The sequence below is a fragment of the Laspinema olomoucense D3b genome, from assembly GCF_025370785.1.
Taxonomy (GTDB): domain Bacteria; phylum Cyanobacteriota; class Cyanobacteriia; order Cyanobacteriales; family Laspinemataceae; genus Laspinema; species Laspinema olomoucense.
Genome location: NZ_JAMXFA010000024.1, coordinates 39,117 through 59,681, shown reverse-complemented (window position 1 = coordinate 59,681; position 20,565 = coordinate 39,117). Strand labels below are relative to the sequence as shown.

The window sequence follows — 20,565 nt, the reverse complement described above, 5'->3', positions numbered from 1 at the left end:
TCTTTTAAGCCACTGTAACCTTGAGTGTAACGGACGGGAAAATGAGTCCTAATTTTTAAACCTCTCGGTTTAAAGGTGAGCAATTCTGATAAATTGATGAGCGAGCTGAGTTTAAACCCGAAAACTCCCGGTTGCTATCCCTGACAATTTTTAATGAACATAATTCCCACTGATATTCCTGATGTCGTGATTATCGAACCGAAAGTTTTCGGCGACGATCGCGGTTTTTTCTTGGAAAGTTATAATCAACGCACCTTTGCTGAAAAAACCGGCATCACCGCAGAGTTTGTCCAAGATAACCACTCGCGATCGCGCCAAAATGTCCTGCGCGGTCTACATTACCAGATTCAACAGCCCCAAGGAAAATTACTCCGCGTCGTGGTGGGTGCCGTGTTTGATGTGGCGGTGGACATTCGCAAAGAGTCTCCCACCTTCGGACAGTGGGCCGGTTGTCTCCTGAGTGACAAAAACCACCGCCAGTTATGGATTCCGCCTGGATTTGCTCATGGTTTTTTTGTGGTCTCGGAAATCGCGGAAGTGCTGTACAAAACCACGGAATATTACGCCCCGCACCATGAACGCTGTATCCTGTGGAATGATCCAGAGTTGGGCATCGATTGGCCCTTGAATGGGGCTACGCCGATATTATCGGAAAAAGATCAAGCGGGTCTACCTTTGAAGGTTGCGGAAGTATTTGCATGACCCAAATTTTATTGACGGGGATTACGGGTCAATTGGGACAGGAATTGTCTCCCATTCTGCAAGCGGTGGGAGAGGTGACGGGGTGCGATCGCCAAACTTTGGATTTAGCCAATCCTGACTCAATCGGTCAAGTCATCGCAGCGGTTAAACCTCAAGTGGTCATCAATTGTGCTGCCTATACTGCAGTGGACAAAGCCGAAAGTGAACAGGACCGGGCAATGGCTATTAATGGCACCGGGGTGGGAATCCTGGCGGATGAGTGTCATAAATTAGGGGCGCGGTTGATTCACGTTTCCACAGATTATGTCTTTGATGGCACTCAGTCTCATCCCTATCGCGAAACCGATACCACCCATCCGTTAGGACAGTATGGCGCATCAAAACTCGCCGGTGAGGAAGCGATTCGTCAGGTGGGGGGAGATGCGATTATCCTCAGAACCGCTTGGGTGTACGGGACCGGGGGTTCCGGTAATTTTGTGAAGACGATGCTGCGCTTGGGTGCCCAACGAGAGGAATTAGGGGTGGTAACGGATCAAGTGGGGAGTCCGACTTGGACTGGGGATTTAGCTGCGGCGATCGCCTCCATGATTCAGTTAGCAATTCCCTCGGGGACTTACCATTACACCAATAGCGGGGTTGCCAGTTGGTACGATTTTGCGATCGCCATTTTTGAAGAAGCTCAGGCCCTGGGTTTTCCCTTGCAAATCCAACGGGTTAAGCCGATTTCTACCGAAGAGTATCCTACTCCCGCCCGTCGTCCCGCCTATTCGGTCCTCTCCCTGGCTAAAATCGCCGCAACTTTGGGAACTTATCCCCCCCACTGGCGACAGGGACTCAGACAAATGCTCCGGAATTTTAGCGGTTAATTATTGATATGAAAGCACTGATTTTGTCCGGTGGAAAAGGCACCCGCCTCCGACCTCTCACCTATTCTGGTGCTAAACAGTTAGTGCCGGTCGCCAATAAGCCGATTCTTTGGTATGGCATTGAAGGAATTGTGGCCGCCGGAATTACGGATATCGGAATTATTATCAGTCCAGAAACCGGGGAAGAGGTGAAATCTCTGACCGGCAATGGCGATCGCTTCGGTGCGAAGATTACTTATATTTTGCAGGAACAACCCGCCGGTTTAGCTCATGCAGTAAAAATAGCTCGTCCATTTTTAGAGGATACTCCGTTTATTATGTATCTCGGAGATAACCTCATCCAAAGGCCGCTGAATCCGTTTTTGGATAAGTTTAAAGAAGAAAAACTGGATGCTTTAATTTTACTGCGGCCAGTCTCCAATCCCAGCGCATTTGGGGTGGCAAAGGTGGATGGAAAGGGTAAGGTTTTAGAATTAATTGAAAAACCTAAAGACCCGCCGTCTAATTTAGCCTTAGTGGGGATTTACTTTTTTTCTCCCCAGATTCACGAGGCGATCGCCAATATCCAACCCTCGACCCGAGGAGAGTTAGAAATTACCGATGCTATTCAACGTCTCATCGACTGGGAAACCTCCGTGGAATCCTGCACCCTAGAGGGTTGGTGGTTGGATACCGGGAAAAAAGATGACCTTCTTGAAGCGAATCGCATCATTCTGGATACTCAATTAGTAGCCCAGAATCACGCCGAAGTGGATCACCAGAGTCACATTATCGGGCGCGTCCAAATTGGGGCGGGAACAAAAGTGATTAACAGTTCAATTCGGGGCCCCGTGATTATTGGCGAAAATTGTTATTTGGAAAACTGCTTCATTGGTCCTTATAGCAGCATCGCCGATCATGTGAAGTTAATCGAAGCGGATTTAGAACATAGTGTGGTTTTGCATAGCGCTCAAATCATTGGCATTCATCAACGATTGGTCGATAGTGTCATCGGTAGACGAGCACAATTGACCATCGCCCCCCGACGACCCAAAGCCCTCCGCTTTATGATTGGCGATGATTCTCAAATTGAATTACCCTAATCGGTTCGGATGAAGGATAAAAGATAAATCAAAATTTAGCTAGGTTATCCTTCATCCCAGTTCAATTGATCAATCACTCGATGGAATCTCAACTCAGGTGCTTTATTTTGTAACCGTTAATTATTATTCTACAGAGTTAATTGAGCAATTAATTCAATCCATTGAGGACAGTTATACCCTTAAATATCAGGTAATTATTGTTAATAATTCCCCCAAAGACGGCTCAATTTACCAGTTGGAATGCGAGTCTACGGTGATTTTGGAGTCTGGGGAGAATGTCGGATTTGGCGCGGGGTGCAATCTGGGACTGGATTGGGTTTACCAGCAAGACTCCCAAGGGATTGTCTGGTTAATCAATCCCGATACTCTGCTGGGATCGGAAGGATGGGAAAAAGTCCCCAATTTATTTGCCGCGAATCCCGAAGTGTCTATTTTAGGTACAATTGTTTATGAACCCACCGGGACCCTCTGGTTTGCCGGTGGGGTATTTATTCCGAGTCAGGGTGCGATTCTGGAAAAAAACCTGTTGAGTGTGAAGACGGATGCCGATTATGTCCCTTGTGACTGGGTAACGGGTTGCAGTTTATTAATTAATTTGGGACAGTTTTCCGAATGTCCTACCTTTGACCCCGATTATTTTCTCTATTATGAAGATTTTGATTTTTGCCGACGCTATGCCGCCCAAGGACATATTATTGGAGTGACGCCCAAATTAAGCCTGATTCATTCTCCGTCTTCGATTACAGATACCCAGGTTAAAGATAAATTCAAACACAGCACCTACAGCTATTTAAAAACAATGGAGAAATACAGTCCAAAACGAGTTTTAATCGGTCGATTGTTTCGCTTAATTGTCCATGCCCTAATTTTGAGTTGTGTTAAGCCGGAGATTGCCCGGGGAAAGTTTGCTGGATTGGCTCACTATTGTCAGCGATCGCCCCTAGTCAAAGCCCTCCTCTCTAACCTGAAACCAAGAGGTTCGGATGTTTACTTTGGATAAAACAATCGTGTTCGCTCTTGACCTGTAGTTGGACGTCACGCAAAAAATCCGAGGTGTACGCTCTTGACTTCCCTGTCCATTAATCTGTCATTTTTGATTCCCAAACCTACGGGAATTACCACTTATGCTAACCAAATTGTCCCTTATTTAACCCCTCTGGAGCCGACTTTATTAATCGGGCGGGAATTAGCTCCTTATAATTGTTATTTAGTTCCAGAAGATTTAACCCCAGATTATGGAAAGAAAGGTCATCTCAAGCGGTTGTGGTGGACCCAACAACACCTGCCGAAAATTTATAAAACTCTGCGATCGCAACTGCTGTTCTCCCCAGTTCCCGAAGCCCCCTTGTTTTCAAGCTGTCGGTCTGTGGTGATGGTTCATGATTTTATTCCCCTGCGATTTCCTAACAAACGCTCTCCCTTAACCTATTATCATCGCTATTATATTCCCCTCGTTTTGCAGCAAGCGACTCATATTGTCTGTAATTCCATATCCACAGCCCGGGATATTAGTAACTTTTGTAAAATATCGGCAGATAAAATCACCCCAATTCCCTTGGGATATGATGGGGAGAATTTTAAATTTTTAAACTTACCCGTTAGTAATTATTTTCTCTACGTCGGTCGCTGTGACCCTTATAAAAATCTGCATCGATTGATAGAAGCCTTTGCGAATGTGGCCCAGGGTTCCGAGTATGAATTATGGTTAGCCGGTTCCCATGACTCCCGCTACACTCCTGCCCTCCAGGAACAGGTCAAAGAGTTGGGATTATGTGAACGAGTGAAATTTCTGGAATATGTCCCCTACGAGAAGTTGCCGGTGTTGATGAATCAGGCGATCGCCTTGGTCTTTCCTTCCTTGTGGGAGGGATTTGGCTTACCTGCTTTAGAAGCAATGGCCTGTGGCACTCCGGTGATCACCTCAAATCGCTCTTCTCTGCCGGAAGTGACCGGCGATGCTGGCATATTAGTGGATCCGTACAATATTCGAGAAATTTCCAGTGCCATGCTGGCGGTGGCCCTGGGTGCAACCACGCGATCGCGCCTCCGGGAACTGGGTTTAGCCCGTGCCAGTCAATTTAGTTGGTCTAAAACCGGAATCTCCACAGGAGAAATTTTAAAAGACTATCTTTAAGGATGAGCAATCAAGGATGAACAAAATCCCGAAAATTCATTCTTGATCGTTCATCCGTTCTCCGTCTATCGTCAGACTCTTAACCGGCTTAACTCCGGATTTCAGCTTTTTACTCTTGTTTAGTAGGATATTTCTGTGGAAATGCTATTCTCCACAGTGAATCTATATATTGGTGTGTGTGGAGTGAATAAAATTATGGTAACAACTCCAGCCTGGACGCAAGGCTCTGGATCAAACGGCTCATCCTTAACCCTCGCCGGGGTGAATGGGTCTAAATCGGTACAAAACCCCAAACCCATTGCGGGTAAAGAGGTTATCAATCGCCTTTCCGTGGTAGAAACCGGAATTTATCTACCCAATACTCCCTTATTTGGGACCGATGGAATTCGCGGACGAGTGGGAGATTTTCTGAATGCGCCCCTCGCCTTGCAGGTCGGATTTTGGGCAGGTCAGGTCCTGAAAGCCCAAAGCGGAACAACGGGTCCGATTATTTTAGGACAAGATTCTCGAAATTCTAGCGATATGTTAGCAATGGCCCTCACGGCAGGGCTGACTTCGGCAGGGTTAGAAGTTTGGAATTTAGGATTATGTCCGACCCCCTGCGTAGCCTACTTAACTAGCGTTTCGGAAGCGATTGGCGGGGTGATGATTTCGGCTAGTCACAATCCCCCGGGGGATAATGGAATTAAGTTTTTTGGATCAGACGGGACGAAGCTACCGGCTGCTGTGCAGAAGCAGATTGAAGCAGGTATCCGAGGGCAGATGGACTTGGCGAGTTTGACCGGGGCCTGGGGACATCAATATTATAGGCCCGAGTTAGTGGCGGATTATGCCAAAGCGTTACAACTCCCGTTGATTTATGGCAATGGGACTGAGGAATTGCCTTTACAGGGAATGCGGATTGTTTTAGATTTGGCCTGGGGTGCAGCGGCGATGTTGGCCCCGGAGGTGTTTCAGGCATTGGGGGCTGAGATTATCTGCTTGCACGATCGCCCCGATGGCGATCGCATTAATGTCGGCTGCGGTTCTACCTATCTGGATGTCCTGCAATCCGCAGTCAAGGCATACAATGCCGATATGGGATTCGCCTTTGATGGCGATGCCGATCGCGTCTTAGGGGTGGATGATAGAGGCCGCCCGATTGATGGAGATTATATTCTCTATTTGTGGGGACAGACCCTGGAACAGTCCGGTCAACTCCCTGACTCAACGATTGTGGCTACAGTCATGTCTAATTTAGGCTTTGAACGGGCCTGGGAAAAATTGGGGGGTAAATTACTCCGAACTCCCGTCGGCGATCAGCACGTCCATGCAGAAATGCTGCGTACTGGGTCTATGTTAGGCGGTGAACAATCCGGTCATATTCTCTGTCGCCACTATGGGGTAACGGGAGATGGCGTGATGACCGCGATTCATCTGGCAACCGTTGTCAGACAATATGGCGGTTCCCTGGCGCAGATGGTGGATGAGAGTTTTCAGACCTATCCGCAATTGTTACGGAATGTGCGGGTAGAAGACCGCGATCGCCGGATGGATTGGGAAAGTTGCGAACCCGTGCAAATCGCCATCAACCACGCAACTACAGCAATGGGCGATCAGGGCCGGATTTTAGTTCGCGCCTCGGGTACGGAACCCTTGATCCGGGTGATGGTGGAAGCAGCAACGGCGGAACTGGCAAATTATTGGACCGAAAATTTAGTGCGAGTTGTTGAGCAACATTTGGCCGCTTAGAGTTGAATTATCCCGTTAAGTTGCATTCTTAAATCGGAATAAATTTAGAAAAGAAGGCGCGAGCGATCGGGTCTTCTTTTCTTTGTTTGGGAAGAATAGGGCAGGAGTCTATTCGTTAAAAATAGGTGCTTTGGAGGGGTCAATGGGCTGGAGTACCGACGGCACAGGACGGGTGCAATTTCTGGGGTGTAATTCCCTAGCGCCCTGGGGATGAGGGCGATCGCCACTCCCTGAATCCGGATATAGCCGCCTGAGTGGATTTGATGTTATCAATAAGAAGTGATAAGTCGGGTTTGTGTGACTGTCCGTAGAAAGGTCCGCCGGTTCGAGGGTCTAATTCCTGGGGAAGATTCACCATCGGAATATGTTAAAAAGCAAGCAAAAATCTAAGAAAAAGTCCCAAACCAATAAGGAGGCACAAGTGCCTTCTGTGAGTAAAAAAGAACTGGCTGCCCAACAAAAGAAGGTTGAGCGCGAACGCAAAGCGATGATTCAATCGTTCACGATCTATGGAGGTGTCGGTGCAGCGATCGGGCTGGTACTTTTTTTTGTGGCCGACGTCAAGTTAGCGCTCGCGGGTGGAGGTGGGGTTGCGGTTTTATTAGTGTCCTGCAAATACCCTCGGTTAGCGATTTGGGGCTTTTTGATCTATATGCCGTTTTCCGGCACCATTACCTACTGGATCGGCGGGGGAAATGCACTGTTCCAACTGGCTAAAGATGGGTTTTATATTCCTGGGGCGATCGCCCTCTACCGGGAGATCAAGGCCAAAAAACTCCCCTTCCTAATTCCCCCCCAACTGGGTCTTGCGCTGAACATTCTCTTGTTGGTCTGCCTGATGACTCTGTTGTTTGTCAACGGGGCTCAGCAATTTGGCCCCAAACCCGATGGCAAGCCCCTCCCAATGGGACTACTGGGTCTGAAAGTCTTCCTCGGCTATATTCCCTTGATCGGATGCACTTACTATACCATCCGTAACAAAAAGGAATTTCTGTGGCTGACCCGCACCCATGTCATACTCGCTGTGATCTGCTGTGGACTGGGTGTTGTTCAGTATTGGTTCCTCTCCTCCGGTCGCTGTCCCGGGACCAGAGGCTATGTAGGTGCAGATTTATTTAAAGCCACCCTCGAAGCTAAATGCCTGGTTGGCGGTTCTCTGGTGTTTAGTCCCGAGGTGAACATGATTCGCTTACCCGGGACCTTTGTTGCCCCCTGGCAGTGGGCTTGGTTCCTGATTGCCAACCTCTTTTTTACCTTTGCCTCAGCCTTTAACGATCCTTCCTTCCTCTGGAAGATACTCAGTTTCCTGGGAATGGCCTTAGTTTTTGTCAATTCAGTGATCTCCGGTCAACGAATTGCCTTAGCGCTTGTCCCTGTGATGACGGTTATTCTGCTGGTCGCCACGGGTCAAATCACAAATCTGAAACGATTTATTCCGATCGCCGTCGGACTCTCAATCTTGGGATTTGGGGCAATGGCACTCTTCCCGGATCTGATTACGGAACGGATCGATAGTTTTGTCGGCAGGTGGAATGCCTCTCCACCCACAGATTTTATCGCCCACCAAGCCGAATTTACCTCAAAAGGACAAGCTGGATTTTTTGGGCATGGTTTAGGCAGAGCGACCAACTCCGCTCGGATGTTCGGAGAGATTAAGCTCATCGAAACCTACTATCCTAAATTACTCTATGAAATTGGCCCCGTGGGAGTCATCGGGTTTCTGATTTTCGTGACCACTCTGAGCTATCTGGGCTTTAAAACCTATCGCTCTGTCAAAGATAAAAATCTCCGAGGCTATGGCGCATCCTATTGGGTGTTTGTCTTGTTTATTAGCTATAACACTTACTATTATCCTCTCGACGTAGACCCGGTTGCGGTCTATTACTGGGTGGTTGCCGGGTTACTGTTCAAGTTGCCTGACCTTGACCGAGAGGTTGCTCAGGAAAAACTCGAAGCAGAGGAACTCGGGTTGCTCGATGAGAAAGGCTCCTCTAAAAAGAAACAGAAAAAGAAATAAACCCGACCTCTAAACGCCCGCTTCCCTTGCCGATCGCCTTCAACTCCTCTAAACTCTAAACTTTCAACCCTTAACTCCATGTCTTTGCCCTCGATTTCTGTGATTATTCCCACATACAACCGGGAAAAGGTACTCAGAGAGACTCTCTGCGATGTCCTCCAACAAGACTACCCCGATTTTGAGGTGCTGGTGGTGGATCAAACCCCCACCCACGAACCGGAAACCGATGCCTATCTGCAATCCCTCGCCGAATCTGATCGCATTCACTGGTTGCGCTTGGATTGGGCCAGTTTACCCGGTGCGCGCAACTATGCCGTGCGCCGATCGCAGGGAACAATTATTCTCTTTCTCGATGATGATGTCCAACTTCCCCCGGGTTTTCTGCACGCTCATGCTCGCAATTATCTCGATAAACCGGAGATTGGGGCGATCGCGGGTCGGGTTTTCGATCGCATGAAACTCGCCGACTCCGGTGGCGGTTTAACCATCGAGGATTTACCCCCAGAAGCAATGGATCCGGGAATTGCCTGGTATTATATTGACCTGGTGCATACCGTCAAACCCCAGGAAGTCCTCTCCGTTCGCGGTTGTAATATGTCCTTCCGTCGCGAAATTTTCGACAAGTACGGATTACACTTTGATGAACGCTTCCGAGGCAGCGCCGTGCGGGAAGAGTCGGATTTTTGCTTGCGTTTGCGACAAACTGGATACAAAATCTGGTATGAACCGGACGCTCACTTAATTCATTTAGGAGAAGAAACCGGCGGCTGTCATGATATTAGCACTCGCTCAATTAGCTATCAAATCACCTTTTATCACAATCATTTCCTCCTGGGATTAAAAAATCTCACCCTATCTCAATGTCTGCGCTTTTTCGCTCGCTTATTCGACTGCCATGTTCTGGGTCATCCCCCCTGCAATAAAAGTGGGTCGCCGATTAAAACCCTGGTGCGGTTTTGGTTCTATACCCTGGGATTTTTCAATGCTGTTGGCACTGTTCTGCAATCGAGCTTTCAAGATGGACAAATTTACAGCCAACAAGATGAACTAGCCAATTCTCAAAAAACCTGATTTATCCATTTATTGTAAATGCTGTGAAAATTCTAGTTGCCAGCCATACTTATATTGTTGATTTAAACCGGGAAAAGTTACGAAAACTGGCCCAACTTGCTCCCGGGATTGAAGTTACCGTGGTGGTTCCTCGGCGATGGCGTCCTGGTGGCGTTCAAAATAAACTCATCGAAACCGAATTCTTAGAAGAAGGTTCGTTTCGAGTAATGCCAATTTCCAATTTTAGCCAAAACAATCAAGGACTTTTGACCTTTGGCGCGGATTTGATTTCCCTGTTGCGGCAGTGGCGGCCCGATATTATCCAAGTGGAACAGGGTGCGAAGGCGATCGCCTACACGGAATTTATCACTCTAAACCGATTACTCGGATTAAAAGCTAAGAATCTATTCTTTACTTGGTGGAATCTCCCCTACCAATTAAAATTCCCGGTTTCTCTCTTAGAATCCTATAATTTACGACATACCGATGGCATTATTGTGGGAAATCAAGATGGGGCTGAAATTTTGCGCGATCGCGGCTATTCCGGTCCCCTCAAAATCATGCCTCAACTCGGCGTTGATGAAACCCTCTTTCGTCCCCATCCTCAACCGGAACTCCGCACCCAACTCGCTATTTACCCCGATGAATTTGTCGTCGGGTTTGTCGGGCGGTTTGTGGAAGAAAAAGGATTGCTCACCTTACTCCAGTCTTTATCGCAGTTAGCCGATAAACCTTGGAAATTGTTGCTATTAGGTCGCGGTCCTTTAAAAGAAATGCTGTTGCAAAAAGCCACGGAGTTTAATTTGCAAAATCGGCTAATTTGGATTGAAAGTGTTCCCCATGATGAGGTCCAGCGCTATATTAACTTAATGGATGTTTTGGTTCTCCCTTCGGAAACCACCGATAAGTTTAAAACCCTAACTTCCGCAGGATGGAAAGAACAATTTGGTCATGTTTTAATTGAAGCAATGGCTTGTCAAATTCCTGTGATTGGGTCGGATTCCGGGGAAATTCCTAACGTCATTCAAGATGGGGGATTAGTCTTTCCCGAAGGGAATGCGGAAGCGTTGCAGGATTGCCTCTCTAAACTGATGGAAAACCCTGGATTTGCAGAGGACTTGGCTCATCGCGGTTATCAAAGGGCAATGGAACATTATACCAATCAGGCGCTTGCTCAACAACAGTTTGAATTTTATCAGACCATTTTGGAGCAGTAAGGGTTAGGAGGCAGAGCCTGGTTTTGAGCATTCCTAGGCTTTGCCTAGGAATGAGGATGTAGGAAGGGATAAATATTCTTATAATTATAGCCTTTTCCAGTGTTATGATTTGCCTTATTTTGGAGTGGGATCATCTGGCTTGCTATTCCCCTCAAAGTTCTCCCTAAAACCGTTAAATTCTTATTTTAATCTATGAAAATTTTACAAATTATTCCATCTATTTCCCTGGTTTATGGAGGGCCGAGTCAAATGGTGTTGGGGTTGTCGGCAGCCCTGGCACGACAAGGTGCAGAAGTGACAATATTAACGACTAATTCTAATGGAGATGTGGGACAAGCGCCTCTGGATGTTCCCCTGGACTGCCCTGTAGAACAGGATGGTTATCAAATCCGCTATTTTCCTTGTTCTCCCTTTCGTCGTTATAAATTTTCTCTGGATTTATTACGGTGGTTATCTATCAATGGGAGCGAGTATGATATTGCGCACTTACACGCCCTATTTTCTCCGGTAATTTCCGGGGCGGCAACGGTGGCGAGACTGCGGAAAATTCCTTATATTTTGCGTCCGTTAGGAACGCTAGATCCGGCAGATTTGCGCAAGAAAAACGCGATGAAGCAGGTTTATACGGCATTGTGGGAACGAGGGAATTTAGCAGGGGCGGCAGCGATTCATTTTACGAGTGCAGAAGAGGCGAAGATTTCGGAACGGTTTGGGGTGAGAACCCGGGATTTAATCATTCCTTTGGGGGTGAGTTTACCTGGGATGGATGGAGAGTTGACCCCGGAGGAACGGCAGCAACGAGTGAAAAAGATTCGGGAGGAATTGGGAATAACAGGTAATCGCCCCCTCGTTTTGTTTCTGTCGCGAATTGAACCGAAAAAGGGATTAAATTTGTTGTTACCGGCATTAGAAAAGTTACTTGCCCAAGGGTTAGAGTTTCATTTTGTATTAGCGGGAAGCAATCCTCAAGATCCAGAGTATGAGGAAAAAATTAGAGCCCAAATTGCTGCTTCTTCTTTGGCGAATTGTACGACTTTGCCTGGGTTTGTGCGGGGAGAGTTTAAAGTATCGTTGCTGCAGTCAGCGGATATTTTTGTGCTGCCGTCTTATTATGAAAACTTTGGGATTGCGGTGGCGGAAGCAATGGCAGCAGGAACGGCAGTTTGTATTTCTCGGGGGGTTTATATCTGGGAAGATGTGCTGGAAGCGGGTGCAGGTTGGGTGGGGAACGGGACTGTCGAGGAAATTGCACAGTTGCTCTCGGAGGCAGTCGCCAATCCTGATGAGTGTCAGCAACGGGGAAAGAAGGGTCAGGCGTATGCGGCGACTCATTACGATTGGGATGCGATCGCCCAGCAAACTCTAGTGGCATACAGAGAGATACTCGCCCAGGGATAAGGCGATCGCCCTATATCGGGGATAAATACCCTCAAGGGCGGGAACTTCAGAACGATTGCATTTATTCGCTACACTTGAGAATAAACAGATTGATCTACAGTCGCGGGTTCGGGGAATGATTCATGTGGACTAACACTGATTACAGACAAGTTTTAGGGGTGGCAATCTTGCTGAGTTTGGGGGTTACCCCCAAGGTACAAGCGATCGCACCATCCATGAAAGAGAATTTTGAGTTTTCTCAAATCCCAGGGATAGTTTGGGTGGCGCAGGGAATGGAGGAATTCCCGGAAGCGGAACGGTATTATACTGAAGGCGCAAGACTTCAGGATGAGGGTAATTTAGAGGGGGCAGTCGCTTCTTATCAGCAAGCAATTCGCCTTAATCCTAATTTTACGGAAGCGCAAATCAATCTGGGAGTTGCCTTAGTGAATTTGGGGCGAATTCCCGAGGCGATCGCCGCCTACCGAAATGCCATTGCTACAAATTCCCAATTACCTGCTGCTCATTATAATTTAGCCAATGCCTTGGCGCAACAACAGGAGTTCGATGAGGCGATCGCCGCCTATCGAGAAGCCATTCGTCTTCAGCCTAACTATGATAAAGCTTATTATAATATGGGCAATATTTTAGTGAATCGCGGCCAAATACCAGATGCCATATCTGCATATCAGAAAGCCATTGAAATTAATCCCAATTTTGCAGAAGCGCATGGCAATTTAGGAATAGTTTTATCAGAACAAGGCGCTCAGACTGAAGCAACTCAAGCTTTACAAACCGCCCGCGATTTATTCCAGAGACAGGGCAATTTTTCGGCAGTCAGTCGCATTGATAGCTTCTTACAACAACTGGATAATCGTTCTAATTAATTTCATATTGGGGGATTTCCAGCTAAGAGGTTAAAAAACCCGGTTTCTTTGTCCTAGCTAGGGTTGGAGAAACCGGGTTCCTTTTTTCAATCTGGTTAAGTAGCAAAAATTTTTGCAGAAACCCGGTTTTTTGAGTAGCTTTGTATCTAATACCGGATTCGCGGATCGATATAAGCATTCAGCAAATCAATTCCAATACTGGCAATCACCACAATCCCGGCAAAAAAGACGACAATTCCCTGAACAGTGGGATAATCCCGTAAGGAAATCGCCTCATAGAGTCGATTTGCTAATCCGGGCCAAGAAAAGGTCACTTCAGTTAAAATTGCTCCTCCTAAAAGTGCCGCTAAGGTTAATCCCATCACCGTAATCACTGGAATCATGGCATTTTTTAAGGCATGAGCGATCGCAATTCGGGCTTCCGGTATCCCTCTGGCTCTGGCTGCTTCAACATAATCCGCCTGTAATGTTTGCTTCAAATTCACCCGGACAATCCGCTCGAAAATCCCACTAATTAGAATTCCCAGGGTCAAAGATGGCAGTGCTAAATAGTGCAAGGTGGTGAAAAAATTGCCCAGATTTCCACTTAACAAACTATCAATCAGGTATAATCCTGTTGGTCCCGAGGGTGGGGTTTGGGTACTGGGAAAACGTGCCCCCACGGGAAACCACCCCAGTTGCACGCTAAAAATTAACTGCATAATCATCCCCACCCAAAATGCTGGGAGGGAATAGGTGATGATGCCAAACATCCGTCCCCCGACATCCCATCCGGTATTGGGATTAGAGGCTGAAAGTACCCCCACTCCAATGCCGACAATTAAGGCAACGATCATACTCACCACGGCAATTTCTAAGGTAGCGGGGAAATATTGACCGACGATTTCCCACACGGTTTGTCCTCGGGTGGTGAGGGATGTGCCTAAGTCTAGCCTCAGCAAATCTCCCATGTAGCGGATATATTGTAACCACAAAGGAGCGCCTAAGCCCAGTTGTTCTCGCAACCGAATTTTTTCAATTTCCGGTGCTTTTGGGCCTAAAATCGCATCAATGGGGTCGCCGGGAGTGGCACGCAACAGCAAAAACACCAAGGTGGCGATCGTCCATAGCATCAAGGGTGCTAGTAGCAACCGCAGGAGAATATAGGATTGAAGCGCTTTTGAACGGGACATGGGTGATATGTGAGATGCTAAGGTTGAGTAGGGAGTGGAGGGATGAGAAGTTGAGGGAAACTCCGGCATCCCTGCATCCCATGATGGACTTTATTTTTTCAAGGTCCAAAATGGCACGGCTTGAGTTGATTCCAGCGCTGCGCCTTGGATTCCCTGACGAGCAAAGAGATATTCTTTCCCTTGCCACAGGGGAATAAATGGCACATCTTCGGAAAGAATCTGTTGGATCTCGGCAAAAATTTGGCGGCGAGTTTCGGGGTTTTGTTCTTGACGTTCACGAGCAATTAATTGATTGACGCGATCGCTATAGTAAAAAGAACCCCACAATTTGGTTTCTCCTTCTTCACATCCGGTTTCAACAGACCCTTTCGCACAAGAAAGAAAAGGGTTAATGTAGTTATCCGGGTCGAAAAAGTCCGGGGTCCAATCTAGGATAAACATAGAATAAACCCCTTTATCCAAATTATTGTAAGCGGTAGCGGCTTCAACACTTTGCAATTGAAGTTGAAGCGCTCCCCCTAATTCCTGTTCCGCTACGGCTTTGATGGTGGTGGCGGCATCGGCATTGGTTCGGAGATTGGACCGATACCAAAGCTGAAGCTGGAGGGGATTCTGGGGGGTGTAACCGGCTTGCGCCAGGAGTTGTTTAGCTTGGGCAAAATTGCCATCCCCATACTTCTCTTTAAAGACGGGCTGATAATACCGTTCTAAGGTGGTCGGAATTAAGCTGTAAAGCGGTTCCATTTGTCCCTGGAAAATCCGCTGTTGTAAGAGGGGACGGTCGATGATGGAGGCGATCGCCTTTCGCACCTCTGGTTTTTTTAATGCCTCATCTTTCATGTTCAGGCTTAAGACATAAACCCCATTACTGCGATTAGAAATCACTTGCCACCCTTCGGACTTGGCTTGCTTTTCTAAACTGGTAATTTGATCCAGGTCTAATGTCCCGTAGGTGAGGTCAACTGCCCCGCGACGGAAGGAGTTATAAACATTAGCCGGACTGGAAAACTGCTGAATATCAATGCCGGTATTGACGGGCTTTTCTCCCCAGTAATCCTCGAATACATCTAATTTGATGGAATCGGTTCCATAGCTCACTAATTTATAAGGCCCCGTGCCTACAAATGTATCAGGTTTAAATTGACCTGCCCCAATTTGATAGGCTGTGGGAGAAACTGCCACCAAACCGGAAAAGGTTAACAAATCGGTAAAGGCAGCAAAAGGCTGTTTTAACTTGATGGTTAATTCAGACTCACCACTAGCTTGTACCGATTCAACGATATTGGATAATAAGGATGAAGGCGCACCTCCATTTTCCATGAATCGTTGCAGGGAAAATTTCATGGTTTCGGCATTGAAGGGAGTGCCGTCATGATAAACCACTCCAGAACGCAGAGGAATGGTGTAGGTGACTCCATCGGGGCTGATTCGAGGGAGGGCAGTGGCGAGTTGAGGTTTGAGGGTGGTGGTCCCGCTTTCGTAGGTGTAGAGGCGATCGCCTAGGTTGTACAGCAACATTCCTGCGGCATTTTCATAAGCATCGGCAGGGTCGATGGTTCTAATTTTGGCGGTGGTTCCAATGGAGATCCGATTCGGGTCATTACTCTGATTCATCCCCGGGCGATCGCCACAGCTAATCGCCAGAAGACAGCACATCGAAAACAATCCCACAAATTTAGCGAATTTGCGCCAGTGGCGATCAAAGATCGCCCCACGGATGGATCCGGTAATACCGCGATAGTTTACTCCAGTTCTGTGATTCGACTTCAATTTTTCTTTTCCTACCATTGAGCAGCGTAAATTGGAAAGTTTCTAAAGTGACAAAAGCGATCGCCCATTTGTTTATTTGCTTTCGGTCAGATTTAGGGGTTCACCGGACAAGTTTCGGGTTGCCAACCCCCTCTCCTTTGTGTTTTCACCTCTGAATCGACTTGAAGTTTAGCATGGATTCTACAATAAACTGGCATGACAATTTCTGGCCCCCGACTACCACCCCCATTGCAAAATCCAGGCAGGCGCCTAAAGGAAATATTAGGGTTTCCCCGGGAGATTGCGGACCCATCGATTAGGAATGGTTCCCCAGCAGCCAATAGGTCAGCATTTCTCCTTTGCCTTTTACAGAAATCAGTCCCCGTTGTTCAAATTCAAATCTGTCTTTTAACCGTTCATAAACCGCCTCAGTGACTTGAATTTTCCCCGGTAATCCGCTAGATTCCATTCTGGAAGCCGTATTAACCGTATCCCCCCATAAGTCATAGATGAATTTGCTCATGCCAATCACTCCCGCAATGGCCGGACCAATATGAATCCCAATTCTCAGTTCAAAAGTTTGTCCCGTATGCTGATTTAACTGAGCTAACTCCCCTTGCATATCCAGGGCCATTTGAGCCACTTCAAAGATAGCATCAGCACAGGGAACAGGTAATCCCCCGACAACCATATAGGCATCTCCAATGGTTTTAATTTTTTCTAAGTTATGGTGTTTTGCTAACTTGTCAAACCGCGAAAAAATTTTATTTAATAATTCTAATAATTTTTTGGGCGGCCTATTGGCTGCAAATTCCGTGAATCCGACTAAATCCGCAAAAATTACACTCACTTCTTCAAAGTGATCCGCAATGGGATTTTCTCCCTTTTGCAGCCGAGTTGCAATTGGCTGGGGTAAAATATTCAACAGCAGCGCTTCGGTTTGATTTTGTTGAAATTTGAGCGCTTCCTGGGCTAACTTGCGCTCAGTAATATCGGAAACAATGCCTTCATAGTAAAGAATCTTGCCACTGGAGTCTCTCACCGCACGGGCCGTTTCAGAAATCCAAATGATGCTTTTATCTTTGCAATAGACCATTGATTCAAATCCAGACACCGAATTTTGGGCAGCGATCGCCTCTATAAATTCTTGACGGCGGTTTGGATTAACATAGAGTTGAGTATTGATATTTTTAACACTCTGTTGTAATTCTTCGGGGGAAGCATAACCATATATCTTCGCTAGTGCCGGATTGACACTCAAATACTGTCCATCTACCGTGGATTGAAAAATACCCGCTATGGCATTTTCTACGATACTGTGATATCGTTCTTCGGCTATTATTAAGGCTTCTTCGGCTTGCTTGCGATCGCTAATATCTCGGGCCACGACAATCACCGTATCTTCCCGCACTGGCGACACCGCCGCAGAAAACCACATCTCTTGACCGCGATCCAGGAGACAGTAATCGAAATGCAGCGTCTCTCTTGTCTCTAACACTTTGCCAATAACATTCAACCAAATTTCCGAGGTGTCTGGGTCAAATAAATGTTCAATTGTTTGGCCGATAATATCCGAATCTGGCTGATATAAACGCATCCAATTACTAGGTAAAATATCCAAATTTTCAATATTACCCTCAGAGATGCTAATTAATGCGACAATATCAGTCATTGCCTCAAAAACTGCCCGCATTTTCTCCTCAGCAGACCGGAGTTTTTCCTCTAATAATTTTCGTTCATTAATTTCCGCTTGGAGTTGCAGATTTTGATGACCCAGGAGTTCAGTCTTTTCTTCAAGTTGCTTTTGCAGCGCCCGTTGAGCAAGATGGGTTTCTAGCCTTGCTAGAATTTCTTCCACTTGGAAGGGTTTACTGATGTAGTCAATTCCACCGGATTTAAAGGCTTTGGCTTTATCAAATCCTTCCGTGAGCGCACTTAAAAATATAATAGGAATATCCTGGGTGTGAGGATTTTCTTTTAATTTTTTGCAAACTTCATAACCATCCATTTCTGGCATCATGATGTCTAGCAAAATCAAGTCGGGTTTTCTGATTTCTACAAATTTTAAGGCTAATCCTCCATTAGTCACGCCTCTAACATTATAATTATTTTTTCTTAATAAACTTATTAATAATCTTAAATTGGTCGGTACATCATCTACGATTAATAGGTCGGCTCTATATTCCGGCTCTTCTTGAAAATTTATGTGATTAATTGCTGATGCACCTTGTTCGCCCATAGTATCTAAAAGAATAAGATATTTTCCCAATCATTCAATCAGCTTTTCAGACTTCTACACTCTTTAAAAACTTACCCTTACTTTCTGGAGTCAAACCCCTTCAACAATTACCCTTAAGCTCTCGAACCTAGCCGGTTTAACCCTATCTGCCCCAAGGTCCCCCAGTGGGTGGGAGCAAACCCGCAGCGAGTCTCTGAGGATAAAAGCGCTCAGGGGAATTTTACACCAGCCAGACTGACGCATCCCCTTGCTCCTAAGGGCAGTCCATGAAAGACACCTATCCTATGGGGTTGACATCCCTGTGAAGCTCATAAGTTCTGTCCTGGTTTCCAGAGGATATCTGCATATCACTGTACTATAGAGCGGTTTAATGATTTGTACAATTTTAAATCCTTCATAAAACCATTTCTCCACCCCTTTGAAGTATCACGGATTACCTATTCGCTATCTGCGATTTTAGGATAACCCGGGGTATGGCACTGAGTTTCACTAGACCTTTTACAAAATTCCGGCGCGATCGCCCTTTCCCTCGGTGAGAACCCGGGACAGTACCCCTTTTTTAGGGGGAACCAACCGGAATAAATAAACCTCTTGCTTTCATTCCGGATTGCTCCCCCTTTCTCCCCTTATTAACGCCAATCGGCTTAAGAGATCTATTATGCAAGAGGTCTAATGCTTAATTCCTGGAGGCTTTTTAGAAATTGGCTGGCTTATTGCCTTATCTAATCTGTCTATGAACTTCTCCTCTCCAGATATTATAAGCTGCATTTATTGGGCCACCTCAATTCAATCACCCGATATTTGAAGCCCGAGGTTAAATGATTGTAGCTAGGGGGACTCATCTTAGGAATAATACCATTGAACCGGACAACGGGTAGCCGAAAGATTAAGGCGATCGCCTCGGGATCGCTCGGATTATGTAACCTGGGGGTAGCCCGGACGAGATAGCTTTGAAGTTGCTAATCTCCAGTCTCGACTAGCCAGGTGCGCTAAATTCCTCTAGTCACCTGTCCGAGGAGAAAAGCAGCGATCGCGCTGCTAAATTTACTACTCCATCTATATCTTAAGGCTGATGTATGTAGGCACAATCCCTTGATAACCTTAACTCAGATAAGGGAGGCCGAGAGGGTGCAAGACCTGTAACCCCCGAAATCCCACCCAATGGAAATTTTAGACCAGGAGAACCATAATATGCCGTCTATCAGCTTAAAATTACCGACTTTGCGTCCCCTACGCTTTTTACTGGCCGTCTGTGTGTCTGCCCTACTCTTTTTCACGAGTGCCTTCCCTGCTTATGCAACAACTAGCAGCCCGACGAAAGGTGAAGATCAGATGCTAAAGATCGAGAAGGACTCCCTAGAAGCGATCGGAGATGATCCTTATACTATGAAAGATCAGGTTGATAGCACCAACCCCGGATTGAATATTATTCAAGGGGCTGATGATAAAGATAAAATGATCACCCCAGAAGATGCCAAGGCTGACGGTGCAACCTCGTTTATCGAGCAGGTTAAGAACTCAGTTGAAAACATCACGGGTAAAGATTAATCTCTAAGCCGGATTGGGGTATAAAATATTCCGAAAAATCCCAACTTAGAACAAGGTAAATTAGGGTGCGTTAGTCCCTCCAGAGAAAGGCTTTTACTCCTTTCCCTGGAGGGACTAACGCATTTTTCCTGAAGTTTAAAGTCGGTTGAGGCGACTCCAAAAAATAAAATCTTCCATGATACGGAATCCGGTACTCATACCCAATCGGGGTATCGCCAGTCTGTTTTCTCTAAGGGTTCGGCATTAACTACAACTGCCAAAGTCGCAGTCGCAACTGGAACAATCCAGGGCGCTATTTTCAAGGGGAGTACAGTCGCTGCAAGTAATGCCACCACAACAATCAAACAGGGTTAGGCACTCTAGGCTGTCCGTACAGGCATCGCAACCGACTCCTGGGGTGAATTCGTTACAGGCACCATCTCTGACCCGGTTGGGACTGGAACGGTGGGGCTTTTTTTGAGGTGGAGTAGTGGGACAAACTTGGGACCGGAGAATGTGATGCGCTTCTTTGCAGGCAGCAAATCGGTGTTGAGATAAAGCGATCGCCCCGGATAAGCCCCTTTGAGCCACGGCGGTTTTGATGTATTGAGAACAGGAGTCCCCACCGTAGAGAATCCGATGAGCGCAGGAAAAGCCTTTATGGGGAGAGAGGTGTTTTTGATAGCCGCTAATCGATGAGATCGCGATCGCCCTCAACAGTCGTGAATCCATTAACAGCCGCGCATCCAGTCCATTCGAGTTCATGTTGCCCCAGGGAAGATGGCCCTTATTTTTAGTCCCAGTTTATTCTTTTA

16 protein-coding genes are annotated in these 20,565 nt (G+C 46.7%); 12 read left to right on the top strand and 4 right to left on the bottom strand.

Going from position 1 to position 20,565, the window contains the following annotated elements; genetic code table 11:
- The first annotated feature begins 153 nt into the window (after positions 1–153).
- The 11 genes from rfbC (at position 154) to NG792_RS17835 (ending at position 13,063) form a co-directional block, all read left to right on the top strand.
- Positions 154–702: a dTDP-4-dehydrorhamnose 3,5-epimerase gene (gene rfbC, locus NG792_RS17885; RefSeq protein WP_261197618.1), complete on the top strand. Its 549-nt coding sequence runs from the start codon at positions 154–156 to the stop codon at positions 700–702.
- The gene (gene rfbD / locus NG792_RS17880) at positions 699–1,568 is read left to right on the top strand and encodes a dTDP-4-dehydrorhamnose reductase (protein WP_261236275.1); all 870 of its coding nucleotides are present in this window, start codon (positions 699–701) and stop codon (positions 1,566–1,568) included. Before rfbC ends, rfbD begins: the two co-directional genes overlap by 4 nt.
- Positions 1,569–1,576: 8 nt before the next feature.
- Positions 1,577–2,650 carry a glucose-1-phosphate thymidylyltransferase gene (locus tag NG792_RS17875; RefSeq protein WP_261197616.1) on the top strand — a complete coding sequence of 358 codons (1,074 nt, stop codon included), beginning with the start codon at positions 1,577–1,579 and terminating at the stop codon, positions 2,648–2,650.
- A gap of 97 nt (positions 2,651–2,747) precedes the next feature.
- Positions 2,748–3,650 carry a glycosyltransferase gene (locus tag NG792_RS17870; protein ID WP_261197615.1) on the top strand — a complete coding sequence of 301 codons (903 nt, stop codon included), beginning with the start codon at positions 2,748–2,750 and terminating at the stop codon, positions 3,648–3,650.
- Positions 3,651–3,713: 63 nt separating this feature from the next.
- The gene (locus NG792_RS17865) at positions 3,714–4,784 is read left to right on the top strand and encodes a glycosyltransferase family 4 protein (RefSeq protein WP_261197614.1); all 1,071 of its coding nucleotides are present in this window, start codon (positions 3,714–3,716) and stop codon (positions 4,782–4,784) included.
- A 195-nt stretch (positions 4,785–4,979) separates the two neighbouring features.
- Positions 4,980–6,515 carry a phosphoglucosamine mutase gene (gene glmM / locus NG792_RS17860; protein ID WP_261236274.1) on the top strand — a complete coding sequence of 512 codons (1,536 nt, stop codon included), beginning with the start codon at positions 4,980–4,982 and terminating at the stop codon, positions 6,513–6,515.
- A gap of 364 nt (positions 6,516–6,879) precedes the next feature.
- Positions 6,880–8,532: a hormogonium polysaccharide biosynthesis protein HpsL gene (hpsL, locus tag NG792_RS17855; RefSeq protein WP_261236273.1), complete on the top strand. Its 1,653-nt coding sequence runs from the start codon at positions 6,880–6,882 to the stop codon at positions 8,530–8,532.
- Between the two features lie 78 nt (positions 8,533–8,610).
- Entirely contained in the window at positions 8,611–9,603 is a 993-nt protein-coding gene (gene hpsN / locus NG792_RS17850) for a hormogonium polysaccharide biosynthesis glycosyltransferase HpsN (RefSeq protein ID WP_261197611.1), read from the top strand.
- Between the two features lie 23 nt (positions 9,604–9,626).
- Complete coding sequence (gene hpsO, locus NG792_RS17845) at positions 9,627–10,799, top strand: hormogonium polysaccharide biosynthesis glycosyltransferase HpsO (RefSeq protein WP_261236272.1); 1,173 nt, start codon at positions 9,627–9,629, stop codon at positions 10,797–10,799.
- 192 nt (positions 10,800–10,991) lie between these two features.
- Positions 10,992–12,197: a hormogonium polysaccharide biosynthesis glycosyltransferase HpsP gene (hpsP, locus tag NG792_RS17840; RefSeq protein ID WP_261236271.1), complete on the top strand. Its 1,206-nt coding sequence runs from the start codon at positions 10,992–10,994 to the stop codon at positions 12,195–12,197.
- Positions 12,198–12,319: 122 nt separating this feature from the next.
- Positions 12,320–13,063 carry a tetratricopeptide repeat protein gene (locus tag NG792_RS17835; RefSeq protein WP_261236270.1) on the top strand — a complete coding sequence of 248 codons (744 nt, stop codon included), beginning with the start codon at positions 12,320–12,322 and terminating at the stop codon, positions 13,061–13,063.
- Positions 13,064–13,209: 146 nt separating this feature from the next.
- On the opposite strand, the gene NG792_RS17830 is transcribed toward NG792_RS17835, so the two are convergent.
- The 3 genes from NG792_RS17830 to NG792_RS17820 form a co-directional block, all read right to left on the bottom strand.
- Positions 13,210–14,235, bottom strand: coding sequence for an ABC transporter permease (locus NG792_RS17830; RefSeq protein WP_261236269.1), 1,026 nt, complete (start codon positions 14,233–14,235; stop codon positions 13,210–13,212).
- 90 nt (positions 14,236–14,325) lie between these two features.
- Positions 14,326–16,023, bottom strand: coding sequence for an ABC transporter substrate-binding protein (locus tag NG792_RS17825; protein WP_261236268.1), 1,698 nt, complete (start codon positions 16,021–16,023; stop codon positions 14,326–14,328).
- A 277-nt stretch (positions 16,024–16,300) separates the two neighbouring features.
- The gene (locus NG792_RS17820) at positions 16,301–18,223 is read right to left on the bottom strand and encodes an adenylate/guanylate cyclase domain-containing protein (protein WP_261236267.1); all 1,923 of its coding nucleotides are present in this window, start codon (positions 18,221–18,223) and stop codon (positions 16,301–16,303) included.
- A 1,161-nt stretch (positions 18,224–19,384) separates the two neighbouring features.
- Between NG792_RS17820 and NG792_RS17815 the strand changes: the two genes are divergently transcribed.
- The gene (locus NG792_RS17815; protein ID WP_261197604.1) at positions 19,385–19,771 is read left to right on the top strand and encodes a low temperature-induced protein; all 387 of its coding nucleotides are present in this window, start codon (positions 19,385–19,387) and stop codon (positions 19,769–19,771) included.
- A gap of 243 nt (positions 19,772–20,014) precedes the next feature.
- On the opposite strand, the gene yidD is transcribed toward NG792_RS17815, so the two are convergent.
- Positions 20,015–20,515 (bottom strand): membrane protein insertion efficiency factor YidD, encoded by a 501-nt coding sequence (yidD, locus tag NG792_RS17810; protein ID WP_261197603.1) that lies wholly within the window; start codon positions 20,513–20,515, stop codon positions 20,015–20,017.
- Between the last annotated feature and the right edge of the window lie 50 nt (positions 20,516–20,565).

Coding starts and splice junctions, on each gene's coding strand:
- rfbC (WP_261197618.1), top strand. CDS start 154: ATGAACATAATTCCCACTGATATTCCTGATGTCGTGATTATCGAACCG.
- NG792_RS17830 (WP_261236269.1), bottom strand. CDS start 14,235: ATGTCCCGTTCAAAAGCGCTTCAATCCTATATTCTCCTGCGGTTGCTA.
- NG792_RS17820 (WP_261236267.1), bottom strand. CDS start 18,223: ATGGGCGAACAAGGTGCATCAGCAATTAATCACATAAATTTTCAAGAA.
- hpsP (WP_261236271.1), top strand. CDS start 10,992: ATGAAAATTTTACAAATTATTCCATCTATTTCCCTGGTTTATGGAGGG.
- NG792_RS17835 (WP_261236270.1), top strand. CDS start 12,320: ATGTGGACTAACACTGATTACAGACAAGTTTTAGGGGTGGCAATCTTG.
- hpsN (WP_261197611.1), top strand. CDS start 8,611: ATGTCTTTGCCCTCGATTTCTGTGATTATTCCCACATACAACCGGGAA.
- glmM (WP_261236274.1), top strand. CDS start 4,980: ATGGTAACAACTCCAGCCTGGACGCAAGGCTCTGGATCAAACGGCTCA.
- NG792_RS17875 (WP_261197616.1), top strand. CDS start 1,577: ATGAAAGCACTGATTTTGTCCGGTGGAAAAGGCACCCGCCTCCGACCT.
- NG792_RS17815 (WP_261197604.1), top strand. CDS start 19,385: ATGGAAATTTTAGACCAGGAGAACCATAATATGCCGTCTATCAGCTTA.
- yidD (WP_261197603.1), bottom strand. CDS start 20,515: ATGAACTCGAATGGACTGGATGCGCGGCTGTTAATGGATTCACGACTG.
- NG792_RS17825 (WP_261236268.1), bottom strand. CDS start 16,023: ATGGTAGGAAAAGAAAAATTGAAGTCGAATCACAGAACTGGAGTAAAC.
- rfbD (WP_261236275.1), top strand. CDS start 699: ATGACCCAAATTTTATTGACGGGGATTACGGGTCAATTGGGACAGGAA.
- hpsL (WP_261236273.1), top strand. CDS start 6,880: ATGTTAAAAAGCAAGCAAAAATCTAAGAAAAAGTCCCAAACCAATAAG.